The following is an 18369-nucleotide window of genomic DNA, read 5'->3' as shown; positions in this document are numbered from 1 at the left end:
TCCGGACCGCGCAGGCGTGTCCACGGGGTCCTCCGGTGACGGAGTGACCCCGTGGGCACTACACCTCGTGTCGTCGACCTGCCACAATGAGCGGATGACCAGTCTGGAACCGCGTTCGCTGCGTGTCGCCGTCGCGGACGACGCGGTGCTCCTCCGTGAGGGTGTCGCACAGATCCTCAAGGCGGGCGGTCACGACGTGGTCGGCTCGTTCGGCTCGGCGGTCGACCTGGTCGATCGCATCGACGCGGGGCTGCAGCTCGACGCCGTCGTGCTCGACATCCGGATGCCGCCCACCCACACCGACGAGGGCATCGTCGCCCTCGAGCAGTTGCGGGCGTCGGGCTTCGCCGCCGGGGTGCTCCTGCTGAGCACCTACGCCGTGCCGTCCTACGCGGTCCGCGCGCTCGGCTCCGGTGGTGGCACCGGGTACCTGCTGAAGGATCGCGTCGCCGACTCCGGGACGCTCGTCGACGCCGTGGAGCGCGTGGCGGCAGGTGAGTCCGTCGTGGATCCGGAGGTCGTCTCCCTCCTCGTCGCGGAGCGGACCCGATCCGACGGACTCGACCACCTCACGGAGCGGGAACGTGAAGTCCTCACCCTCATGGCCGAGGGGCGGTCGAACTCCGGCATCGCGAAGGCGCTGGTCGTCAGTCTGAAGACCGTCGAAGCGCACATCAGCCGCATCCTGGCCAAGCTCGGACTCGAGGACTCTCCGGCGGACCATCGCCGCGTCCTCGCGGTCGTGCGATGGCTGGAACACACGGATGGCTGACGGTCGCCCACGGGCGACCTCGCTGCCGATCCCGGCGCCGGCCGGCCGCGGTCGACTGCCGTGGCCGCTGCGACTCGGCATCCTGCTCGCCGCCGCGCTCGTGTGCGTCCTGTCGGTCGTGTTCGGCGTCGTCCAGCCGGGCGTCGCCGACGGCAACGGTCTGCCCTGGTTGGTGGGCCACCTCGCGGCACTGGTGGCGGCGGGGCTGATCTGGTGGCTGGCTCCGACGGCCACTCCGGGCTGGGTGATCGTCGGGTACGCGCTGGCCGAGACGGCCTACATGTGGGCGTACGGCGTCGACGCGGGCTGGCTCTGGCCGCTCCTGATGTCGATCTCCGTGCTCCCGGGGGTCGCGCTGGTGTGGCTCGCGCTGGCCTTCCCCGCCGGCCGGCTGCGGCGCGGCTTCGACCGGCGGCTCGTCATCACCGCCTCGGTCTACCTCGTCACCTATGCGATCGTGACGCTCCTGGTGACGCCGAACCACATGCTCGACGCGAGTCACGAGCGGAGTCGGTACGCCGTCCTCGCCACCGGAGACGTGGCCGACGTGCTCGGTCGGGTCCACGCGGGTGTCATGGGGGCCTTCGCGGTCGTCGTCGCGGGGGTGGTGCTCCTGCGATGGGCGCGGAGCAGCGGAGCGGCCAGACAGGTGGCCTTCATCATGCCGGTCGCGTTCGTGTTGTGGCTCGTCATCGGGGTGGCGTGGTCACTCGTCCGCCTCGGGGGATGGCCGGAGCACCTCCGGCTCGTCGTCGAGGACCTCAATGCGTTCTCGGTGGTGCTCGTTCCCGCGGCGTACGCGACGGGTCTCATCCGGATGCGGACGATCCGCGCCAGGGCCGTCGACCTGGTGCAGACCGGACAACTGAGCGAGACCGGCCACGACCGCTGGGACGGTGCGGTGAAGACCGTCCTCGGGGACCGCACCGCCCGGCTCGTCTGGCCGGGATCGCAGCGGACCACCGACCGGGACCCACGCGGGCGGGCGATGTCGAGCGTCGGCGATGCGGACGCGCCGCTCGTGTACATCGAGCACGACGCGGCTCTGCTCGACAATCCGCAGTTGCTCCGGTCGGTGTCGGCGTCGCTGCGCATCATGATCGACAACGAACGACTCACCGCTGAACTCCGTCACTCGTTGCGCGAGGTGAGTCGGTCGCGGTTGCGCATCGTGCAGGCGGCCGACGAAGCGCGACGGCGGGCGGAGCGAGACCTGCACGACGGCTCGCAGCAGCAGCTGTTCTCCGTCGCGCTGCGGCTCCGGATGGCGAGCGACGCGGCACGCGCCGACGGTCAACTCGCCCTGGCCGACGGCCTCGAGACCACCATCGATCAACTCGCGAGCGCCATCAAGGAGCTCCGCGAACTCGCCCGAGGGCTGCATCCGGCGCTCCTGGCAGAGGGCGGACTGGTGCCGGCGATCGCCGAACTCGGGCGCCGGTGCACCGTCGTCACCAAGGTCACCGTCGAGCTGCGCGAGCGGCCCGGGCAGCTCATCGAGGCGACCGTCTACTACGTCGTGTCGGAGTGCCTGGCCAACGTCACGAAGTACTCCGGGGCGTCCAGCTGCGAGGTGGTCGTCTCCGACGACCCCGACGGCGGGCTCCGGGTCGTCGTTGCGGACGACGGGGTCGGCGGCGCCGATCCTGCGCGGGGGAGCGGGTTGCGCGGTCTCGCGGACCGGGTGGACGCCGTCGGCGGGACGATGCGCGTCGAGAGCCCGGTCGGTGCCGGGACGGTCGTCTCGATCCACCTTCCCTGCTGATCCGGCGCGAAGCCGGTCAGTGCAGCAGTGCCTCGCGGCCCAGGCGGTACCGCCCGCCGCTCATCCGGACGATCGGTGTGCCCTCGGCCTCGTAGTGCTCGAGCGCGCGATCCTCGTGCCCCGTCGGAGGGAGACCGCCCGACCGGACGACCCGCCACCAGGGCACGGCGTGCCCGTACTGCGCCATCACGCGACCGACGCCACGCGCGGACTTCGACCCGATGATCGAGGCGACCTGGCCGTAGCTCAGGGCGCAACCCTCGGGGATGTCGGCGACGACGGCCAGTACGGCCTCGGCGAACGCCTCAGCTGAGTCCGTCGGTGATGACCCGCTCACGGCCTCAGAGACTGATGCTGCCGATGGTCTCGCCGTACTGGGTCTCGCCGACGGGGGTGAACCCGACGCGGAGGAAGAACGCCTCGGGACCGAGATCACCGGGCTCGTAGATGACGTTGACGTGGTCGAAGTCACGCTGCTTGGCCTCCTCGATGAGCGAGGCCACCGCGAACCGGCCGACGCCCCGGCCCTGGTCGTCGGCGTCGACGTTGATGCGCCACAGGGCGGAGCGGAACTCCTCCTGCGTCGACTCGTGGTCGAAGTTGGCGGAGATGAAGCCGACGACCTCGTCGCCGTCGAGGATGACGCGCTGCCAGGAGGTGGCGGGGTTCACGACCGCGGCGGCGACCGCGTAGGACACCGGGGCGATGAACTGCTCCTGCCCGGGTTTCATGGTGAGCGCGTTGACCGCCACGATCGTCGATGCGGACAGTTCTTCCAGACGCAGCTCAGCCATGTCCTTAGGCTAACCGGTCGAGCCGACCGCGGATAGTCCGGCCCCCGGGCGACACGCGGTGACCGCCGACTTCCACGGCCGACCCACAGCTGGGGTCGGGGACGGAACCAGGCCATCCGCAACTGTCTCGATGTCAAGAGACCTGGCGGGTCTTGTAAGCTAGGGCGTGGCCGTGCCGTCCACCTTTCGGATGCGGTCTCCTCCATGCCATGCGGAGCACTCCACCGCGTGCGCACCTCCGTAGGCCGCTCGGCTCAGGGCGGCATCAGAAAGGACAACCAGTGTCGAAGATCAAGGTCGAAGGCACCGTCGTCGAACTCGACGGCGATGAGATGACTCGCATCATCTGGCAGTTCATCAAGGACTCGCTCATTCACCCCTACCTCGATGTGAACCTCGAGTACTACGACCTCGGCATCGAGAAGCGTGACGAGACGGACGACCAGATCACGATCGACGCCGCACACGCCATCCAGAAGCACGGCGTCGGCGTCAAGTGCGCGACCATCACCCCCGACGAGGCCCGTGTCGAGGAGTTCGGTCTCAAGAAGATGTGGCGGAGCCCGAACGGCACCATCCGCAACATCCTCGGCGGCGTCATCTTCCGCGAGCCCATCATCATCTCGAACATCCCGCGTCTCGTGCCCGGATGGAACAAGCCGATCATCATCGGCCGCCACGCCTTCGGCGACCAGTACCGCGCGACCGACTTCCTGTTCAAGGGCGAGGGCAAGCTCACGGTCGAGTTCACGCCCGACGACGGCTCGGAGCCGCAGAAGTTCGAGGTCTTCCAGTCGCCCGGCGACGGCATCGCACAGGTGCAGTACAACCTCGACGCGTCGATCCGCGACTTCGCCCGGGCGAGCCTCAACTACGGCCTGAACCGCAACTACCCGGTGTACCTCTCCACGAAGAACACCATCCTCAAGGCCTACGACGGCCGGTTCAAGGACATCTTCCAGGAGATCTTCGACGCGGAGTTCAAGGAGCGGTTCGAGGCTGCCGGCATCACCTACGAGCACCGCCTCATCGACGACATGGTCGCCTCGGCCATGAAGTGGGAGGGCGGCTACGTCTGGGCCTGCAAGAACTACGACGGCGACGTGCAGTCCGACACCGTGGCGCAGGGCTTCGGCTCGCTCGGCCTCATGACGAGCGTGCTGGCCACGCCCGACGGCAAGATCGTCGAGGCTGAGGCCGCACACGGCACCGTCACGCGCCACTACCGCCAGCACCAGCAGGGCAAGCCCACGTCGACGAACCCGATCGCCTCGATCTTCGCGTGGACCCGTGGCCTGCAGCACCGAGGTGTGCTCGACGGCAACCAGGAGCTCATCGAGTTCGCGGCGACCCTCGAGGACGTCGTCATCAAGACGGTCGAGTCCGGTGCCATGACGAAGGACCTCGCGCTCCTCGTCGGCCCCGACCAGGCCTACCAGACGACCGAAGAGTTCCTCGAGACCATCTCGGCGAACCTCAAGGCGCGCCTGGCCTGATGACGTCGGCCTGACCGACACCAGCACCACACGGACGGGGTCCGGGAGCACACGCTCCCGGGCCCCGTCCGTCGTTCGGGTCTCGACGCCGGGGCGAACGGTCGTGTTAGCGTCGATGGACCACCTCGACGACGAAGTGAGGACCATCGATGTCACCGATGACGAGAAGACAGTTGCTCGCCTGGGCTGCAGCGGGTGGTGCGACCGCACTCCTGGCGGGCTGTTCCACCCCGGGGACGGTGTCGCCGAACACCGGTCCGACGATCGCCCCGGCCGCCGCCGGCGAACGGATCACGCTCACGTACTGGGCCTGGTTGAAAGACCTCCAGAAGGTCGCCGACGTCTGGAACGCCGACCACCCGAACGTGCAGGTCGAGGCCGTGTGGATCCCCGGAGGCAACGACGGCGGGTATCAGAAGCTCTACTCGGCGCTCGCCGCGGGCGGTGGTCCGGACCTCGCGCAGGTCGAGATGCGGACGCTTCCCGAGTTCCTGCTCGTGAACGGGTTGGTCGATCTCCGGCGCTACGGCGCGGACGAGGTCGCGTCGCGGTACAACGAGACCCTCTGGAACCAGGTCTCCTACGTCGACGGGGTCTACGGCATCCCGCAGGACTCCGGTCCGATGGCGCTCTACTACCGACCGGACCTGCTCGACCGGGTGGGCGCGAAGCCCCCGGCCACCTGGGACGAGTGGTTCCAGGTTGCGGGTGCGGTGCGCGAGGCCGACATGTACCTGGATTGCTTCGCCCTCGACGACGCGTCGTGGTTCGCGGCCATGGCGACCCAGGCCGGCGCGTCCTGGTTCCGTGTCGACGGCGACCGGTGGATCGTGGACATGACGGACGATGCGACCTTGGAGACGGCCAGATTCTTCGACCGGGCCATCGACGAGGGCGTCATGACCACCTCCTACAGCCAGTTCTCACCGGCCTGGTTCGCCGCTGCGGCGAAGGACTCGATCGCGTCGCTCGCCGGAGCCAGCTGGGGAGACGCCCTCCTGCAGGGCGTCTCGGGGGCCGAGGGCAAGTGGCGGGTCGCGCCGTTGCCCCGGTGGGGGAGCGAGGGGTACGGCTCGACCTTCCAGGGTGGGTCTACGGCTGCCGTCCTGGCGAACAGCGCCCACCCGAGGGAGGCGCTCGAGTTCGCCGTGTGGATGACCACGAGCGACGCCGGCATCGACGCCATGATCGAGCACTCCGGCATCGGGTGGTCGCCGAACGACGCCTACATCGGTGCCCGCCGACAACAGCCGAGCGAGTTCTTCGGTGGCCAGAACTACAACGAGGAGGTCTTCGTGCCGGCGGCCAAGGAACAGAACAACGAGTGGCAGTGGTGGCCACTGACCCAGCAGACCTTCAACATCCTCGCCGACGGGTTCCGTGCCAAGGCCTCGGGCGGCACCCTCGTGGACGCCGTGGTCCAGGGTCAGCGCGACGTCATCACCGCCTTCCGCAATAAGGGCCTCCGGATCGAGGCGGCGTCGTGAGCGCCGTCACGGAACGCCCGGCGCGCGGTGTGGCGGACGACCCGTCGCGGTCGGGGGCGCAACGCCGACGCCGGACCTCGGTCGCGGCTCCGTGGGTGCTCCTCGGACCGTTCCTGGCGCTCTTCGTCCTCACCTTCATCCTGCCGATCATCGTCGCGATCGGCAGCAGCTTCCTCCGGGTCTCACGGAAGGGCGTCTTCGGCGAGGAGGGTGTCACGACCGAGTTCGCGTGGTTCTCCAACTACGCCCAGGCCCTGGAGAACGGCAACTTCATCGCCTCAATCGGCCGGATGCTCCTCTTCGGGGTCGTGCAGGTCACGGTCATGATCGCCCTGTGCACCCTGCTGGCGCTCCTCCTCGAGTCCGCCTCCGCGAAATGGCCGGGGTTCTTCCGGGCCGTGTACTTCCTGCCCTACGGCATCCCCGGCGTGATCGCGACGATCCTCTGGTCGTTCCTCTACGTCCCGGGACTCAGCCCGATCATCGACATCGCCGGGGCGATGGGAATCGAGCTCGACTTCCTCGGCGCAGGCACCGTGCTCTGGTCCATCGCCAACATCGTGACGTGGACCTACACCGGCTACAACATGATGATCATCGTCGCCCAGTTGAAGGCCATCCCCGGCGAGGTGTACGAAGCCGCGAAGGTCGACGGCGCCGGGCCGTTCCGCGTCGCGGTGAGCATCCAGCTCCCGCTCATCCGGCCGGCGCTCATCCTCACGACCGTGTTCTCCATCATCGGCACGCTCCAGCTCTTCGCCGAGCCCCAGGTGCTGCAGACCGTGTCGCCCGCGATCGACAACGAGTACACGCCGAACCTCAGCGCCTACACGACCGCGTTCGCCTACAACGACTACAACGTCGCCGCAGCGCAGGCGGTGCTCATCGCCGTGGTCGCGTTCGCGCTGTCGTTCATCTTCCTGCGCCTGACGTCGAGGAGGGCATCATGAGCGAGACCCGGAGCATCACGACCGCGACCTCGTCGAAGCGTGCCCGGCGGCTGAGCGATCAGCCGGGACGACCCGGTGGATCCAGGGGGATGCGGGTGCTCGTGACAGGCATCCTCGTCGTCGTCGCGGTCTACTTCCTGGTGCCGGTGTACTGGGTGGTGATCGCTGCGACCAAGAGCACCGAGGATCTGTTCGGCAGCAACGGCTTCCTCCTCGGCTCCGAGTTCTCGTTGTGGTCGAACCTCCACGAGGTGCTCACCTACGACGGCGGCATCTTCGTCCGCTGGTTCGGCAACTCGGTGCTCTACGCGGGCGTGGGAGCACTCATCGCGACGTACCTCGCCGCCGCAGGTGGGTACGCGCTCGCGAAGTACCGGTTCCGCGGGCGCAACCTCGTCTTCGGCACCATCCTCGGCGGGGTCCTCGTGCCGGGGACGGCCACCGCGCTCCCGCTGTTCCTGCTCTTCAGCCAGATGGGGCTCGCGAACACGTACTGGTCGGTGCTCCTGCCGTCGCTCGTCTCGCCGTTCGGGTTGTTCCTCTGCCGGATCTACGCCGACGCGACGATCGACGACTCGCTCATCGAGGCGGCACGGATCGACGGCGCGAGCGAGCTGCGGATCTTCCACACCGTGGGGCTGAAGATCCTCACGCCCGCGCTCGTGACCGTCTTCCTCTTCCAGCTGGTCGGCATCTGGAACAACTACTTCCTGCCGCTCGTCATGCTGTCCGACAGCACGCTGTACCCGATCACCCTGGGCCTCAACAACTGGCGGAGCCAGGTCGACCGCCTGCCGGAGTTCTACGAGCTGACGACCGGCGGCGCGCTGTTGTCGATCATCCCGTTGGCGATCGCGATGATCGTGCTGCAACGCTTCTGGCGTGGCGGGCTCACCGAGGGATCCGTGAAGTAGCGGTCGGCCCGGAGACGGCGACGGGCCCCGGATCAGCCGATCCGGGGCCCGTCGTCAGTCGTGTCGAGCTAGAGGCTGCAGGTGTTGCCGAGCGTCGTGAACTCGTCCTGGAGCTTCGTGAGTGAATCGGTGAGCCCGGTCTGGTCGACGTTCTGCGGGTCGTCGACAGCCGTCTTCGCGACGTCGATGAAGTCGTTGAGCGCCTTCACCGAGTCGTTCGCCGCGGTCTTCACCTCGTCGTTGGTGACCTTGTCGGCCGCCGCCTTGAACGTTCCGGAGAAGTCGTCGAGCTGGGTGACGGCCGCCTCAGGGTCGGAGGACAGCGAGCTCAGGCCCGACTGCAGCTGCGAAGCCGACTCCGTCACCTCGGACTGGATGAGCTTGCACGCATCTTCTTTGCTCTGGGCGCCGCCGGCACAGCCGGTGAGGAGCAGGCCCGAGACGGCGATCGCGCCGAGGAATGCTGCTGCGTTCTTCTTCATGGTGGTGTGATTCCCCCGTGTTCGGTGCCCGTGGCGGGCCCGCCCGCGCGCTGCGGGTCGGTCTCCAGGGTACCCGGTGGAGCCCGCCACCCGCAGGCGTGCGCGGCCCGATCATCGTGTGCGGTCGTCGTCGGCATGGACGCGAGCCCCGTTTATTTGTAAGCTTGGCGAACAAACCGGTGGTGCGAGCGGGTCGCACCACGGATCGAAGGAACCACAGCATGCAGACGCGCCACGACGCCCTCCGGAGACGAACCGCGTGAGGGTGGGACTCGACATCGGCGGCACGAAGACCGATGCCGTCGTCGTGACGGATGACGGCGCGCTCCTGCACCGGCTCAGGCTGGTCACCGGACGCGGTCCGGAAGCGGTCGTCGAAACCGCCGTCGAGGCCGTCAGCCGGCTCTCCGACGCCGTCGCGCGTCCGATCGACGCGTTCACGTCGGTCGGCGTCGGTATCCCCGGCCTCATCGTCCCGGGCACCGGCCGCGTGACCCACGCCGTCAACCTCGACGTGGAGGAACTCGAGCTCGGTGCGATCCTCGCCCAGCGACTCGGGGTCCCCGTCGCCGTGGAGAACGATGTGAAGGCGGCGGCCCTCGGCGCCTGGCAGCTGCTCGACGGTTCCGGCACGATGGCCTACCTCAATCTGGGCACGGGCGTCGCCGCCGGCATCGTCACGGACGGCCGGCTCTGGCAGGGATCGAGCGGGGTCGCCGGCGAGGTCGGGCATCTGTCGGTCGATCCGCTCGGTGACCGCTGCGGGTGCGGACAGCGCGGGTGCGTCGAGACCATGGCCGCCGGTGGTGCGGTCTCCGCCGCCTGGGGAGCCGACGTGGCGCTGCCGGTGCTCGACCTCTTCGACCATGCCGACGCCGGTGACCCGCGGGCCATCGCGCTCCGCGCACGCCTCGGTCACGGAGCGGCCGCGGCCGTCCGCATCCTGACCCTCACCGTCGACGCCGACGACATCGTCCTCGGAGGAGGACTCACCGCTCTCGGAGAGCGACTGCTCGCCGTCATCCGCGAGGCTCTGGCCGAATCCGCCGCCGGGTCTCGATTCGTCGCATCATTGCAACTGGAACAGCGCGTGCGCCTCGTGCCGACGGGATCCCCCGTCGCGGCCATCGGCGCAGCGCTCGTAGGAAGAGGAGAATCGTCGCATGGCTGAAGTCGTGATCGTGGGGGACAGCGGTGCCGCAGGCGCCCTCGTCGCGGAGGCGATCGTCGCCCTGATCGAGGAGCGTCCAGACGCCGTCCTCGGACTGGCGACGGGTTCGACACCGCTCCCCGTCTATGAGGCGCTCGCCGCACGCTCGCAGGGCCTCGACCTCTCGCAGGTGCGCGGGTTCGCCCTCGACGAGTACGTCGGCCTGCCGGCCGGGCACCCCGAGTCGTACCGTTCCGTCATCACGCGTGAGGTCGTCGAGCCGCTCGGCCTCGCGCCCGAGCGCATCCAGGTGCCGAACGGTGCGGCGGAGACCATCCAGCACGCCGGCGCCGACTACGAAGCGGCGATCCAGGCCGCCGGCGGCGTCGACCTGCAGATCCTCGGCATCGGCACCGACGGCCACATCGGGTTCAACGAGCCGGGCTCGTCGTTCGCCTCGCTCACCCGCGTGAAGACCCTGACGGAGCAGACCCGCCGAGACAACGCACGGTTCTTCGACTCGATCGACGACGTACCCATGCACTGCATCACCCAGGGACTCGGCACTATCCTCCGCGCGAGACACCTCGTCCTCCTCGCCTTCGGTGCGGGGAAGGCCGCTGCGATCGCCGCCGCGCTCGAGGGACCGCTCTCCGCGAACCTCCCCGGTTCGGCCGTGCAGCTGCACCCGCGTGCCACGGTGGTCCTCGACGAAGCGGCGGCGTCCGAGCTGCAGCACGCCGACTACTACCGCTACGCGTACGCAAACAAGCCCGCCTGGCAGGGCATCTGACGGCTCAGGCGACGCCCGCCAGGCGGAGGAGCGCCGTGGTGAGGGCTGCCACGAGGACGATGACGACGAACGGCGCGTTCCTCCACGCGAGGACGCCGGCCACCAGGACGCCCGAGAGTCGCGCGAATCCCGCGAACTGCTGGTCCTGGGTCAGGGCCGTGGTCGTGAGGACCGCCATGAGCAGGACGATGGCGGCGTCCGCGAGCAGCGTCTCGACCCGTTCCGAGACCTCGGTGCGGGTCCGCAGGAGTGGCCCGGCCAGGCGGAACGTGTAGGTGCCCACCGCGAGGATCACGATCCCGACCAGCACGAGCATCGACTGGTTCATGCGGTGACCTCCGGCTTCGGCTGCTTCCGGCCGAAGCCGAACAGGAGACCGACGAGCGACAACAGGACGGGGATCCCCGCAGGGAGGAACGGCGTCGCGGCGACGGCGACGACCGCGCCGACGAGTGCGGCTCGGCGCGTCCGGCGCTCGCGGAGGGCGGGGAAGATGAGGGCGAGCAGGACGGCGGGGAACATGACGTCGAGTCCGAAGGCGTCCGTGTCCTCGATCACCGTGCCGGCGAAGGCTCCGAGTGCCGCGCCCGCCGGCCAGCAGAGGAGGATGCCGAGGCCACACGCCCAGAACGCGGCGCGCTTCCGCTCCAGGGTGTCCTGGTCGAGCGCGAAGACGACGGACTCGTCGTTGAGGAGGTGCGTCCCGAGCACGCGACGCCAGCCCGTACCGACGACCTCGTGGATCGCGAGGCCGAACGGCAGGTGACGGGCGTTCACGAGCAACCCTGCCAGGGCCGCGGTGAGCGGACTCCCGCCGGCCGCGACGATTCCGACGAACAGGATCTCCGATGCGCCGGCGAGGACGAGCAAGGCGAGCGCCAGCACGACCCAGGGCTGGATGCCCGAGTGCACGGCGACGGCTCCGTAGGAGATGCCGACCAGCCCGTCGGCGATGCAGACCAGCGCGATGGCCCGCGTGGTCGGCCGGCCGAGGTGACCCCATATCGAACGCACGTACACTATATTGAACGTCGATCAAGCGTTCGTCAAATCGAACGCGTAATACTCTGGAGCGAACGCATGCCGCAGCTCGAACCATCCGACCACGGAGCACCGCACGCTGCGGTCGCGGCAGCGCTGACCCGCGAGCGGCAGCGCACCGGCCTGTCACTCGCGGAGGTGGCCCGTCGAGCCGGGATCGCGAAGTCGACCCTCTCGCAGCTGGAGGCGGGGCTCGGGAACCCGAGTCTCGAGACCCTCTGGGCGCTCAGCGTCACCCTCGACGTCCCGTTCGCCCGCCTGGTCGAGCCGGTGCGGCGACCGGTCCAGGTGATCCGTGCCGGTGAGGGGCCGACCCTCGCCGCGTCCGGGGCGGATTACGTCGCGACGGTGCTGTCCGCGTGCCCGCCGAACGCCCGACGCGACATCTACCGCATCGTCGTCGAACCGGGGGAGCCGAGGCGTTCGGAGCCGCACATGCCGGGCGTCGTCGAGCACTGGATCCTCAGCACCGGTCGCGCGTCCGTCGGACCCGTCGGCGAGGAGGTTGAACTCGGACCGGGGGACTACCTCGCCCACGCCGGGGACGTGCCGCACGTCTTCGAGGCACTCGAGCCGGGTACGACCGCGGTGGTGGTCACCGAGCACGTCTGAGCACCTCGACAAGCTCGGTGACCGGGACCGCTCGGTGACCGGGACCGCGCGACGGGTGCTCAGCCGTCGATGACGTGCACGAGCTCGTCGATGAAGCCGGCGAAGTCCTCGGAACGGCGGATGATCCGGGCGACGCTCGAGCGCTCCGAGAACACCTCGACGAACTGGTCGAACACCGTCTGGAACGCGGCACGACCCGATTCACTGAACGCGACGAGTGCGACGACGCTCACGCGGGCGCCGCCCCACTCCATCGGCGTCTCGTTCACGGCGATCGCGATGGCCGTCGAGTGCGCGGTCATCGCCATGGCGTGCGGCACGGCCAGGGTGTCGGTGAACGCCGTCGACGACATGCGCTCCCGCTCGATCGCCGCGGTGAGGTAGCTCTCGTCGATGATCCCCCGGGCGATCATGCGCTCGCCGAGCAGGCGGATCATGCCCTCCTCGTCCTCGGCACGCGCGTTCCGGAGGAAGAGGTCCGGGTGGAAGTACTGCAGCAGTTCGTCGGTGATCTCCGACAAGCGAGACGAACGACGGACGCGGCTGACCGCGGTGCGGACTCGCTCCACGTCGGCCGCGGTGAGGAACGGTTGGATGACGACGATGCCGTCGGCAGGGGCCGGTGGCTCGATCGTCGTGAGCACGAGGTCGGTGTCGATGGCGGCCCAGTCGACATCGGTGCGGGTGATGACGGATCGGACGTCGAGGACGTCCCCCAGCTGCGATTCGACGCGTCGGCGCAGTACCTCGTGCATGTCGTAGTAGCCGGCGGAGACGATCGTGGAGCCGAGGAGGGCCTCCTTGCGGGCCTTCTGCTCGAGCTGGGCGCCGACGTGCATCGCGATGTAGGCGATCTCGTCGTCGTTGATGATGATCGAGCCGTGCCGCTGCAGTTGGCTGGCGATGAAGACCGCGAGCTCGTAGATCATCGGGTACGAGGTCTTGATCGAGCGGGTCAGCGGATTGCGGGAGTAGGACTGGTCCTGCGCACGACGGATGAGGTTCTGGACGTGGAGGGTGAGCCGGACGATGAAGTCCTCGTCGGAGAGGTCGACGAGGTACTCGCGGCCGGCACGGTCGACGGCCTGACGGACGGCAGCGAGGTCGTCCTGGTTGACGTAGTCGTCGACGAGGACCTCGGCGGGAGCCCCGCTGCCCGGCGTGACCACCCGCGTCACGAGCAGGTAGCTGAGGTAGACGAGGTCGCCCTCGCCGAGCGCGACGTGGAAGTGGGCGTCGACGAGCCGCGCCAGATCCTCAGCGACCGCCTCGACCTCCGGGGTGCGCGGAGCATGGTCTGCGGGTTCCGCCGGACGGTCCTTCGTGACTCGGTCGATGGCGATCGCGATGTGGAGCAGGACGTTCGCAATGCCGTACTCGTTCACGTAGTACCCGCGCGCGGTCAACGCCTCGAGCAGCTCGCCCTTGAACGGGCTGAACTCGTTCGGCGCGAACGCGCGTTGGAGCGCCTCGAGTTCGACGATGCCGCGGTCGGTCTCGTCGCGGAACATGCGGCTGAGGAGGCGCCGTCGTTCGGTCTCGCCGCCGGCCATCGTCACCGTCGATCCGGAACGGTCGAGCGTGAGGGCGGTGTCGGCGAGCATGGCGCGGACCCGGCCCAGGTCGCCCTCGACGGTCGACTCGCTGACGTGGAGCCGCTGTGCCGTCTCGTGCACGTCGATTCCCGAGGGGGCGCTGATGAGCAGCCGGACGAGCCCGTACAGCCGATCCCGCGGGGTCTCCGATTCGAACGCCGATGCGGCTCGTCGCCGGTAGACCGCATAGCCGTCGGCGTTCAGCCGATACCCGTTCGGCCCGGACTCGACGACATCGTGCGGCGCGGTGCGCGTGTTGACCGCCGTGACGTAGCTGCGGACGCTGCGCGGTGTGACGCCGAGCACCTCCGCGACCTCCGTGGCCGTCGTCCAACCGTCCCGTCCCGCGAGGTAGCCGAGCATGCGGTCGTGTTTCTCGCGTGCCACGATGCCCTCTCCGTCGGTCGGCCGTCGCGCGGTCCGGGCGAACCGCTCCACCGAGTCAACCACCTTCCCGGCTGCTTCCGCGCGTTCGACGACCTTTCCGCCCCGGCGGAAGAGCTTCTGGTGGAGCCGCGAGGGGCGCGACGGAATGATGGGTTGGTAGGCAATCGGCGGTTCTGGAGAAGGTTCGATGAAGATCCTGGTGATTTGCGGCGCGGGTGCGTCGAGCACGTTCATGGCCCAACGCCTGCGTCGCGCAGCAGCCGACCGATCGGTCGACGTCTCCGTCGCGGCCGGTGCCGAATCGCAGGTCCTCAGCGGCACGATCGCCCTCGACGGTGTCGACGTCCTGCTCGTCGGCGCCCACCTCGCCGACCACGAGGCCGCGCTGCGCGCAGCGGCCGAGCCCACCGGCACCGCGGTCGCCGTCCTGCCTGGCGACGTCTTCGGCGTCGAGGGCGGCGCGCGAGCCCTCGAACTCGTCCTCTCGATCCAATCACCAACCAGGAGGTAACCCCATGGCAACTCGAACCGTCCGCATCGGCTCGTCGCACGGCCTGCATGCCAGGCCCGCGAAGCTGTTCACGCAGGCTGCGAAGGACGCCGGGGTCCCGGTGACGATCGCGAAGGGCAGCGGCAAGCCCGTCAACGCGGCGAGCATCCTCGGCGTGATCGCGCTCGCCGTCGAGCACGGCGACTACGTGACCCTGTCCGTCGACGGCGAGGGCGCCGCAGCCGAGGGCACCCTCGACACGCTCTCCGAGCTCCTGGTGACCGACCATGACGAGCAGTAGTCCGATGACCGCGTTCCAGGGCATCGGTATCGGCCAGGGCGTCGCCGTCGGCCCGGTGGCCCGCATGGCCGACCCGCTCCCCGCCCCCGCCGACGTCGCCAGCACCCTCGACCTCGCGACCGAGACCGAGCGCGCGAACACCTCCCTCGCCGCGGTCGCCCGCGAGCTCGAGGCCCGAGGCGCCGCCGCCGGTGGTGCCGCTCGCGACGTCCTCGAGGCCCAGGCGATGATGGCGGAGGACCCGACCCTCGCCGAGGAGATCGCCACGCGGCTCGCGGACGGCAAGACCGCCGAGTGGGCCGTCCACGCGGCCTTCGCCTCGTTCCGCGACCAGCTCGCCGCGATGGGCGGCTACCTCGGGGAGCGCGCCGCCGACCTCGACGACGTGTCGCAGCGGGTCATCGCCGACCTCATGGGCGTGCCGGCCCCCGGCGTCCCCTCGCCCGGCCACCCGTTCATCCTCGTCGCCCGCGACCTCGCGCCGGCCGACACCGCTCTCCTCGACCTCGACCTGGTCCTGGGCCTCGTCACGAGCGACGGCGGCCCGACTTCGCACACGGCGATCCTCGCCCGCGAGAAGTCGATCGTCGCGATCGTCGGCGTCGTCGGAGCAGCGGAACTGACCGACGGCACGACGCTCGTCGTCGACGCGGCAACCGGTGAGGTCACGGTCGATCCGACCCCCGAGCTCGTCGCCGCCACGGAGCAGCGCATCGCCGACCGACTCGCGCTCGTGAACGCACCGGTCGTCCCCGGTGCACTGGCCGACGGCACCCCCGTGCCGCTGCTCGCGAACCTGGGCTCGGCCGAGCACGCCGACGCCGCCGCGGAGCTCGGCGCCGAGGGCGTCGGCCTCTTCCGCACCGAGTTTCTCTTCCTCGACCAGGCGCTCGCACCGACGGTCGAGCAGCAGCGGGCGCACTACGAGAAGCTCCTGAACGCCTTCCCCGGCCAGAAGGTCGTCGTGCGCGTCCTCGACGCCGGCGCCGACAAGCCGTTGGCGTTCCTGAACGACGCGCACGAGGACAACCCGGCGCTCGGACTCCGCGGCCTCCGTGCGTTGCGGGCGAGCGAGGACATCCTGCGCGAGCAGCTCACGGCGCTCGCCCAAGCCGATGCGGCGACGAACGCCGACCTGTGGGTCATGGCCCCGATGGTGTCGACCGTCGAGGAGACGAAGTACTTCATGGCGATCGCCGCCGAGTACGGTCTGAAGACGCCCGGCGTCATGGTGGAGGTGCCGTCGAGCGCCCTCCTCGCCGACCGCGTCCTCGCCCACGCCGGATTCGCGTCGATCGGGACCAACGACCTCACGCAGTACACGCTCGCCGCGGACCGCCTGCTCGGTTCCGTCGGCGCGTTCCAGGACCCGTGGCACCCGGCGGTCCTCCGTCTCGTGCAGCTCGTCGGCGAAGCCGGCCAGCACCACGGCAAGCCGGTCGGCATCTGCGGCGAAGCAGCCGCCGACCCGCTCCTCGCCGTCGTCCTCGTCGGACTCGGCGCCACCACCCTGTCCATGTCACCGTCGGCGCTCGCCGACGTCCGTCACTCCCTCCAGCAGTACACGCTCGACGATGCCCGGCGCATCGCGGCAGCAGCACTGGCCGCCGACGGTGCGGCCGAAGCCAGGGCAGCGGCCACCGCTGCAACGACTCTCGAAATGAAAGAGGCAACATCATCATGACAACGACGTCTACTCCCAAGAAGCCGGGAGGTGCACGAGTCGGCGTTCAGCGATTCGGCACCTTCCTCTCCGGCATGGTCATGCCGAACATCGCGGCCTTCATCGCCTGGGGCCTCATCACCGCCTTCTTCATCGCGACCGGCTGGTTCCCGAACGGGATCCTCGGCGGCTTCGGCAACGCCGACCTCATCGGTTGGCAGGGTGCCGCGACGGCGCTCGCGCAGGCCGACGACGGCACGACCTTCCCGCAGTACGTCGGCCTCGTCGGCCCGATGATCACGTACCTGCTCCCGCTGCTCATCGCGAACACCGGTGGCCGCATGATCTACGGTGAGCGTGGCGGCGTCGTCGCGTCCATCGCGACCATGGGTGTCATCGTCGGCAGCGCGATCCCGATGTTCATCGGTGCGATGATCATGGGCCCGCTCGCCGCATGGCTCATGAAGCAGGTGGACCGGATCTGGGACGGCAAGATCAAGGCCGGCTTCGAGATGCTGGTCAACAACTTCTCCGCGGGTATCCTCGGAGCCATCCTCGCCATCGGCGGCTTCTTCGGTATCGCACCGATCGTCACCGCGCTCAGCAGCTTCCTCGAGGGCATCGTCGACTGGCTCGTCGCCAACTCGCTCCTGCCGATCGCGAGCATCTTCATCGAGCCCGGCAAGATCCTCTTCCTCAACAACGCCATCAACCACGGTGTGCTGACCCCGCTCGGTGTCCAGCAGTCCGAGGAGACCGGCAAGTCGATCCTGTTCCTCCTCGAGGCGAACCCCGGTCCGGGCCTCGGCATCCTGCTCGCGTTCTGCTTCTTCGGCATCGGTCTCGCGAAGGCGTCTGCCCCCGGCGCCGTCATCATCCAGTTCTTCGGCGGCATCCACGAGATCTACTTCCCGTACGTGCTCATGAAGCCGATGCTGGTCCTGGCCGCGATCGGTGGCGGTATGGCCGGTGTCGCGACGAACGTCGCGTTCAACACGGGTCTCCGTGCCCCGGCCTCGCCCGGCAGCATCATCGCCGTGCTCATCCAGACCGCACCCGACAGCTACTTCGGCGTGATCCTGTCGGTCATCGTCGCAGCAGCCGTCTCGTTCGCGATCTCCGCGATCATCCTGCGGGCCAGCCGGAAGCGCGACCTCGAGAACGAGAACGCCGGCGACCTCTCGGCCGCCGTCGCCGCGACCGAAGCCGCCAAGGGGAAGAAGTCGAGCGTGCTCGGCAACCTCTCCGCCGGAAGCGCCGCAGCCGGTGCCGACGTCGTCGATGAGGGCGTCGTCACGACGCTCGAGCGCGGCCCGATCCGCAACATCGTCTTCGCGTGCGACGCCGGTATGGGTTCGAGTGCGATGGGCGCCTCGGTGCTCCGCAACAAGATCAAGAAGGCCGGCATCGACGAGATCACCGTCACCAACAAGGCGATCGCGAACCTCGCCGACGACGTCGACCTCGTCATCACCCAGCGCGAGCTGACGGAGCGTGCGAAGGAGAAGACCCCGAGTGCCGTGCACATGTCGGTCGACAACTTCATGAACTCTCCGAAGTACGACGAAGTGGTGGAGTTGCTCCGCGGAGAGGGAGCACACTAGCAACGGAACGATCCCGGGGCGCACGCGAAGGGCGTGCGCCCCGGGGCTCCATCCACCGCCCTTCATCCGGCTC

Annotated in this window: 19 protein-coding genes; 13 read left to right on the top strand and 6 right to left on the bottom strand. The window is 69.1% G+C overall.

Going from position 1 to position 18369, the window contains the following annotated elements; all coding sequences use genetic code 11:
• Positions 1-94: 94 nt before the first annotated feature.
• Positions 95-772, top strand: a complete 678-nt coding sequence (locus ACZZZB_RS04510; protein WP_123539688.1) for a LuxR C-terminal-related transcriptional regulator — start codon at positions 95-97, stop codon at positions 770-772.
• Positions 765-2537 carry a sensor histidine kinase gene (locus ACZZZB_RS04505; RefSeq protein ID WP_463529085.1) on the top strand — a complete coding sequence of 591 codons (1773 nt, stop codon included), beginning with the start codon at positions 765-767 and terminating at the stop codon, positions 2535-2537. The genes ACZZZB_RS04510 and ACZZZB_RS04505 overlap by 8 nt, the downstream gene beginning before the upstream one ends.
• Before the next feature lie 16 nt (positions 2538-2553).
• Here ACZZZB_RS04505 and ACZZZB_RS04500 read toward each other — a convergent pair whose 3' ends face one another.
• Both ACZZZB_RS04500 and ACZZZB_RS04495 read right to left on the bottom strand, forming a co-directional pair.
• On the bottom strand, positions 2554-2874 hold the full coding sequence (locus ACZZZB_RS04500) for an MGMT family protein (protein ID WP_194644151.1): 321 nt from the start codon (positions 2872-2874) through the stop codon (positions 2554-2556).
• 4 nt (positions 2875-2878) lie between these two features.
• The gene (locus ACZZZB_RS04495) at positions 2879-3331 is read right to left on the bottom strand and encodes a GNAT family N-acetyltransferase (RefSeq protein WP_079705295.1); all 453 of its coding nucleotides are present in this window, start codon (positions 3329-3331) and stop codon (positions 2879-2881) included.
• Between the two features lie 281 nt (positions 3332-3612).
• Between ACZZZB_RS04495 and ACZZZB_RS04490 the strand changes: the two genes are divergently transcribed.
• The 4 genes from ACZZZB_RS04490 (at position 3613) to ACZZZB_RS04475 (ending at position 8178) form a co-directional block, all read left to right on the top strand.
• Positions 3613-4827, top strand: a complete 1215-nt coding sequence (locus tag ACZZZB_RS04490; RefSeq protein ID WP_064296642.1) for an NADP-dependent isocitrate dehydrogenase — start codon at positions 3613-3615, stop codon at positions 4825-4827.
• Between the two features lie 149 nt (positions 4828-4976).
• On the top strand, positions 4977-6314 hold the full coding sequence (locus ACZZZB_RS04485; RefSeq protein WP_192004695.1) for an ABC transporter substrate-binding protein: 1338 nt from the start codon (positions 4977-4979) through the stop codon (positions 6312-6314).
• On the top strand, positions 6311-7264 hold the full coding sequence (locus tag ACZZZB_RS04480; RefSeq protein WP_369821904.1) for a carbohydrate ABC transporter permease: 954 nt from the start codon (positions 6311-6313) through the stop codon (positions 7262-7264). Before ACZZZB_RS04485 ends, ACZZZB_RS04480 begins: the two co-directional genes overlap by 4 nt.
• A gap of 89 nt (positions 7265-7353) precedes the next feature.
• Positions 7354-8178 carry a carbohydrate ABC transporter permease gene (locus tag ACZZZB_RS04475; protein ID WP_228498429.1) on the top strand — a complete coding sequence of 275 codons (825 nt, stop codon included), beginning with the start codon at positions 7354-7356 and terminating at the stop codon, positions 8176-8178.
• Positions 8179-8246: 68 nt separating this feature from the next.
• Here the strand turns inward: ACZZZB_RS04475 and ACZZZB_RS04470 are convergent, their stop codons facing one another.
• The gene (locus ACZZZB_RS04470; RefSeq protein WP_064296639.1) at positions 8247-8660 is read right to left on the bottom strand and encodes a hypothetical protein; all 414 of its coding nucleotides are present in this window, start codon (positions 8658-8660) and stop codon (positions 8247-8249) included.
• Between the two features lie 259 nt (positions 8661-8919).
• Between ACZZZB_RS04470 and ACZZZB_RS04465 the strand changes: the two genes are divergently transcribed.
• Both ACZZZB_RS04465 and ACZZZB_RS04460 read left to right on the top strand, forming a co-directional pair.
• Positions 8920-9831, top strand: a complete 912-nt coding sequence (locus tag ACZZZB_RS04465; RefSeq protein ID WP_463529084.1) for an ROK family protein — start codon at positions 8920-8922, stop codon at positions 9829-9831.
• A complete protein-coding gene (locus ACZZZB_RS04460; RefSeq protein WP_191940656.1) occupies positions 9824-10603 on the top strand; it encodes a glucosamine-6-phosphate deaminase in 780 nt (259 codons plus the stop codon). The genes ACZZZB_RS04465 and ACZZZB_RS04460 overlap by 8 nt, the downstream gene beginning before the upstream one ends.
• A 4-nt stretch (positions 10604-10607) precedes the next feature.
• Here the strand turns inward: ACZZZB_RS04460 and ACZZZB_RS04455 are convergent, their stop codons facing one another.
• Positions 10608-10931 carry an AzlD domain-containing protein gene (locus ACZZZB_RS04455; RefSeq protein WP_124768854.1) on the bottom strand — a complete coding sequence of 108 codons (324 nt, stop codon included), beginning with the start codon at positions 10929-10931 and terminating at the stop codon, positions 10608-10610.
• Complete coding sequence (locus ACZZZB_RS04450) at positions 10928-11617, bottom strand: AzlC family ABC transporter permease (protein ID WP_463529083.1); 690 nt, start codon at positions 11615-11617, stop codon at positions 10928-10930. Before ACZZZB_RS04450 ends, ACZZZB_RS04455 begins: the two co-directional genes overlap by 4 nt.
• A gap of 66 nt (positions 11618-11683) precedes the next feature.
• Here ACZZZB_RS04450 and ACZZZB_RS04445 point away from each other — a divergent pair, with 66 nt between their 5' ends.
• On the top strand, positions 11684-12256 hold the full coding sequence (locus ACZZZB_RS04445) for a helix-turn-helix domain-containing protein (RefSeq protein WP_463529082.1): 573 nt from the start codon (positions 11684-11686) through the stop codon (positions 12254-12256).
• A gap of 59 nt (positions 12257-12315) precedes the next feature.
• Here ACZZZB_RS04445 and ACZZZB_RS04440 read toward each other — a convergent pair whose 3' ends face one another.
• Positions 12316-14238, bottom strand: a complete 1923-nt coding sequence (locus ACZZZB_RS04440; protein ID WP_463529081.1) for a BglG family transcription antiterminator — start codon at positions 14236-14238, stop codon at positions 12316-12318.
• A gap of 187 nt (positions 14239-14425) precedes the next feature.
• On the opposite strand from ACZZZB_RS04440, the gene ACZZZB_RS04435 reads away from it, so the two are divergent.
• Genes ACZZZB_RS04435 through ACZZZB_RS04420 form a run of 4 tightly spaced genes read left to right on the top strand, consistent with a single transcriptional unit; the run spans position 14426 to position 18296 of the window.
• The gene (locus ACZZZB_RS04435) at positions 14426-14749 is read left to right on the top strand and encodes a PTS sugar transporter subunit IIB (protein WP_124768857.1); all 324 of its coding nucleotides are present in this window, start codon (positions 14426-14428) and stop codon (positions 14747-14749) included.
• 4 nt (positions 14750-14753) lie between these two features.
• Entirely contained in the window at positions 14754-15029 is a 276-nt protein-coding gene (locus tag ACZZZB_RS04430; protein WP_064296634.1) for an HPr family phosphocarrier protein, read from the top strand.
• Between the two features lie 4 nt (positions 15030-15033).
• A complete protein-coding gene (gene ptsP, locus ACZZZB_RS04425; protein ID WP_463529080.1) occupies positions 15034-16713 on the top strand; it encodes a phosphoenolpyruvate--protein phosphotransferase in 1680 nt (559 codons plus the stop codon).
• Positions 16710-18296, top strand: a complete 1587-nt coding sequence (locus tag ACZZZB_RS04420) for a PTS mannitol transporter subunit IICB (RefSeq protein WP_463529079.1) — start codon at positions 16710-16712, stop codon at positions 18294-18296. Before ptsP ends, ACZZZB_RS04420 begins: the two co-directional genes overlap by 4 nt.
• The last annotated feature ends 73 nt before the right edge of the window (positions 18297-18369 follow it).

The sequence above is a fragment of the Plantibacter sp. AC185 genome, assembly GCF_979258065.1.
This window is presented reverse-complemented; position numbering and strand designations above follow the sequence as displayed.

Excerpts from the sequence above, each read along its gene's own strand:
- ACZZZB_RS04455 (WP_124768854.1), bottom strand. The coding sequence starts at position 10,931 with ATGAACCAGTCGATGCTCGTGCTGGTCGGGATCGTGATCCTCGCGGTG.
- ACZZZB_RS04470 (WP_064296639.1), bottom strand. The coding sequence starts at position 8,660 with ATGAAGAAGAACGCAGCAGCATTCCTCGGCGCGATCGCCGTCTCGGGC.
- ACZZZB_RS04505 (WP_463529085.1), top strand. The coding sequence starts at position 765 with ATGGCTGACGGTCGCCCACGGGCGACCTCGCTGCCGATCCCGGCGCCG.
- ACZZZB_RS04420 (WP_463529079.1), top strand. The coding sequence starts at position 16,710 with ATGACAACGACGTCTACTCCCAAGAAGCCGGGAGGTGCACGAGTCGGC.
- ACZZZB_RS04430 (WP_064296634.1), top strand. The coding sequence starts at position 14,754 with ATGGCAACTCGAACCGTCCGCATCGGCTCGTCGCACGGCCTGCATGCC.
- ptsP (WP_463529080.1), top strand. The coding sequence starts at position 15,034 with ATGACCGCGTTCCAGGGCATCGGTATCGGCCAGGGCGTCGCCGTCGGC.
- ACZZZB_RS04460 (WP_191940656.1), top strand. The coding sequence starts at position 9,824 with ATGGCTGAAGTCGTGATCGTGGGGGACAGCGGTGCCGCAGGCGCCCTC.
- ACZZZB_RS04445 (WP_463529082.1), top strand. The coding sequence starts at position 11,684 with ATGCCGCAGCTCGAACCATCCGACCACGGAGCACCGCACGCTGCGGTC.
- ACZZZB_RS04510 (WP_123539688.1), top strand. The coding sequence starts at position 95 with ATGACCAGTCTGGAACCGCGTTCGCTGCGTGTCGCCGTCGCGGACGAC.
- ACZZZB_RS04495 (WP_079705295.1), bottom strand. The coding sequence starts at position 3,331 with ATGGCTGAGCTGCGTCTGGAAGAACTGTCCGCATCGACGATCGTGGCG.
- ACZZZB_RS04485 (WP_192004695.1), top strand. The coding sequence starts at position 4,977 with ATGTCACCGATGACGAGAAGACAGTTGCTCGCCTGGGCTGCAGCGGGT.
- ACZZZB_RS04475 (WP_228498429.1), top strand. The coding sequence starts at position 7,354 with ATGCGGGTGCTCGTGACAGGCATCCTCGTCGTCGTCGCGGTCTACTTC.
- ACZZZB_RS04435 (WP_124768857.1), top strand. The coding sequence starts at position 14,426 with ATGAAGATCCTGGTGATTTGCGGCGCGGGTGCGTCGAGCACGTTCATG.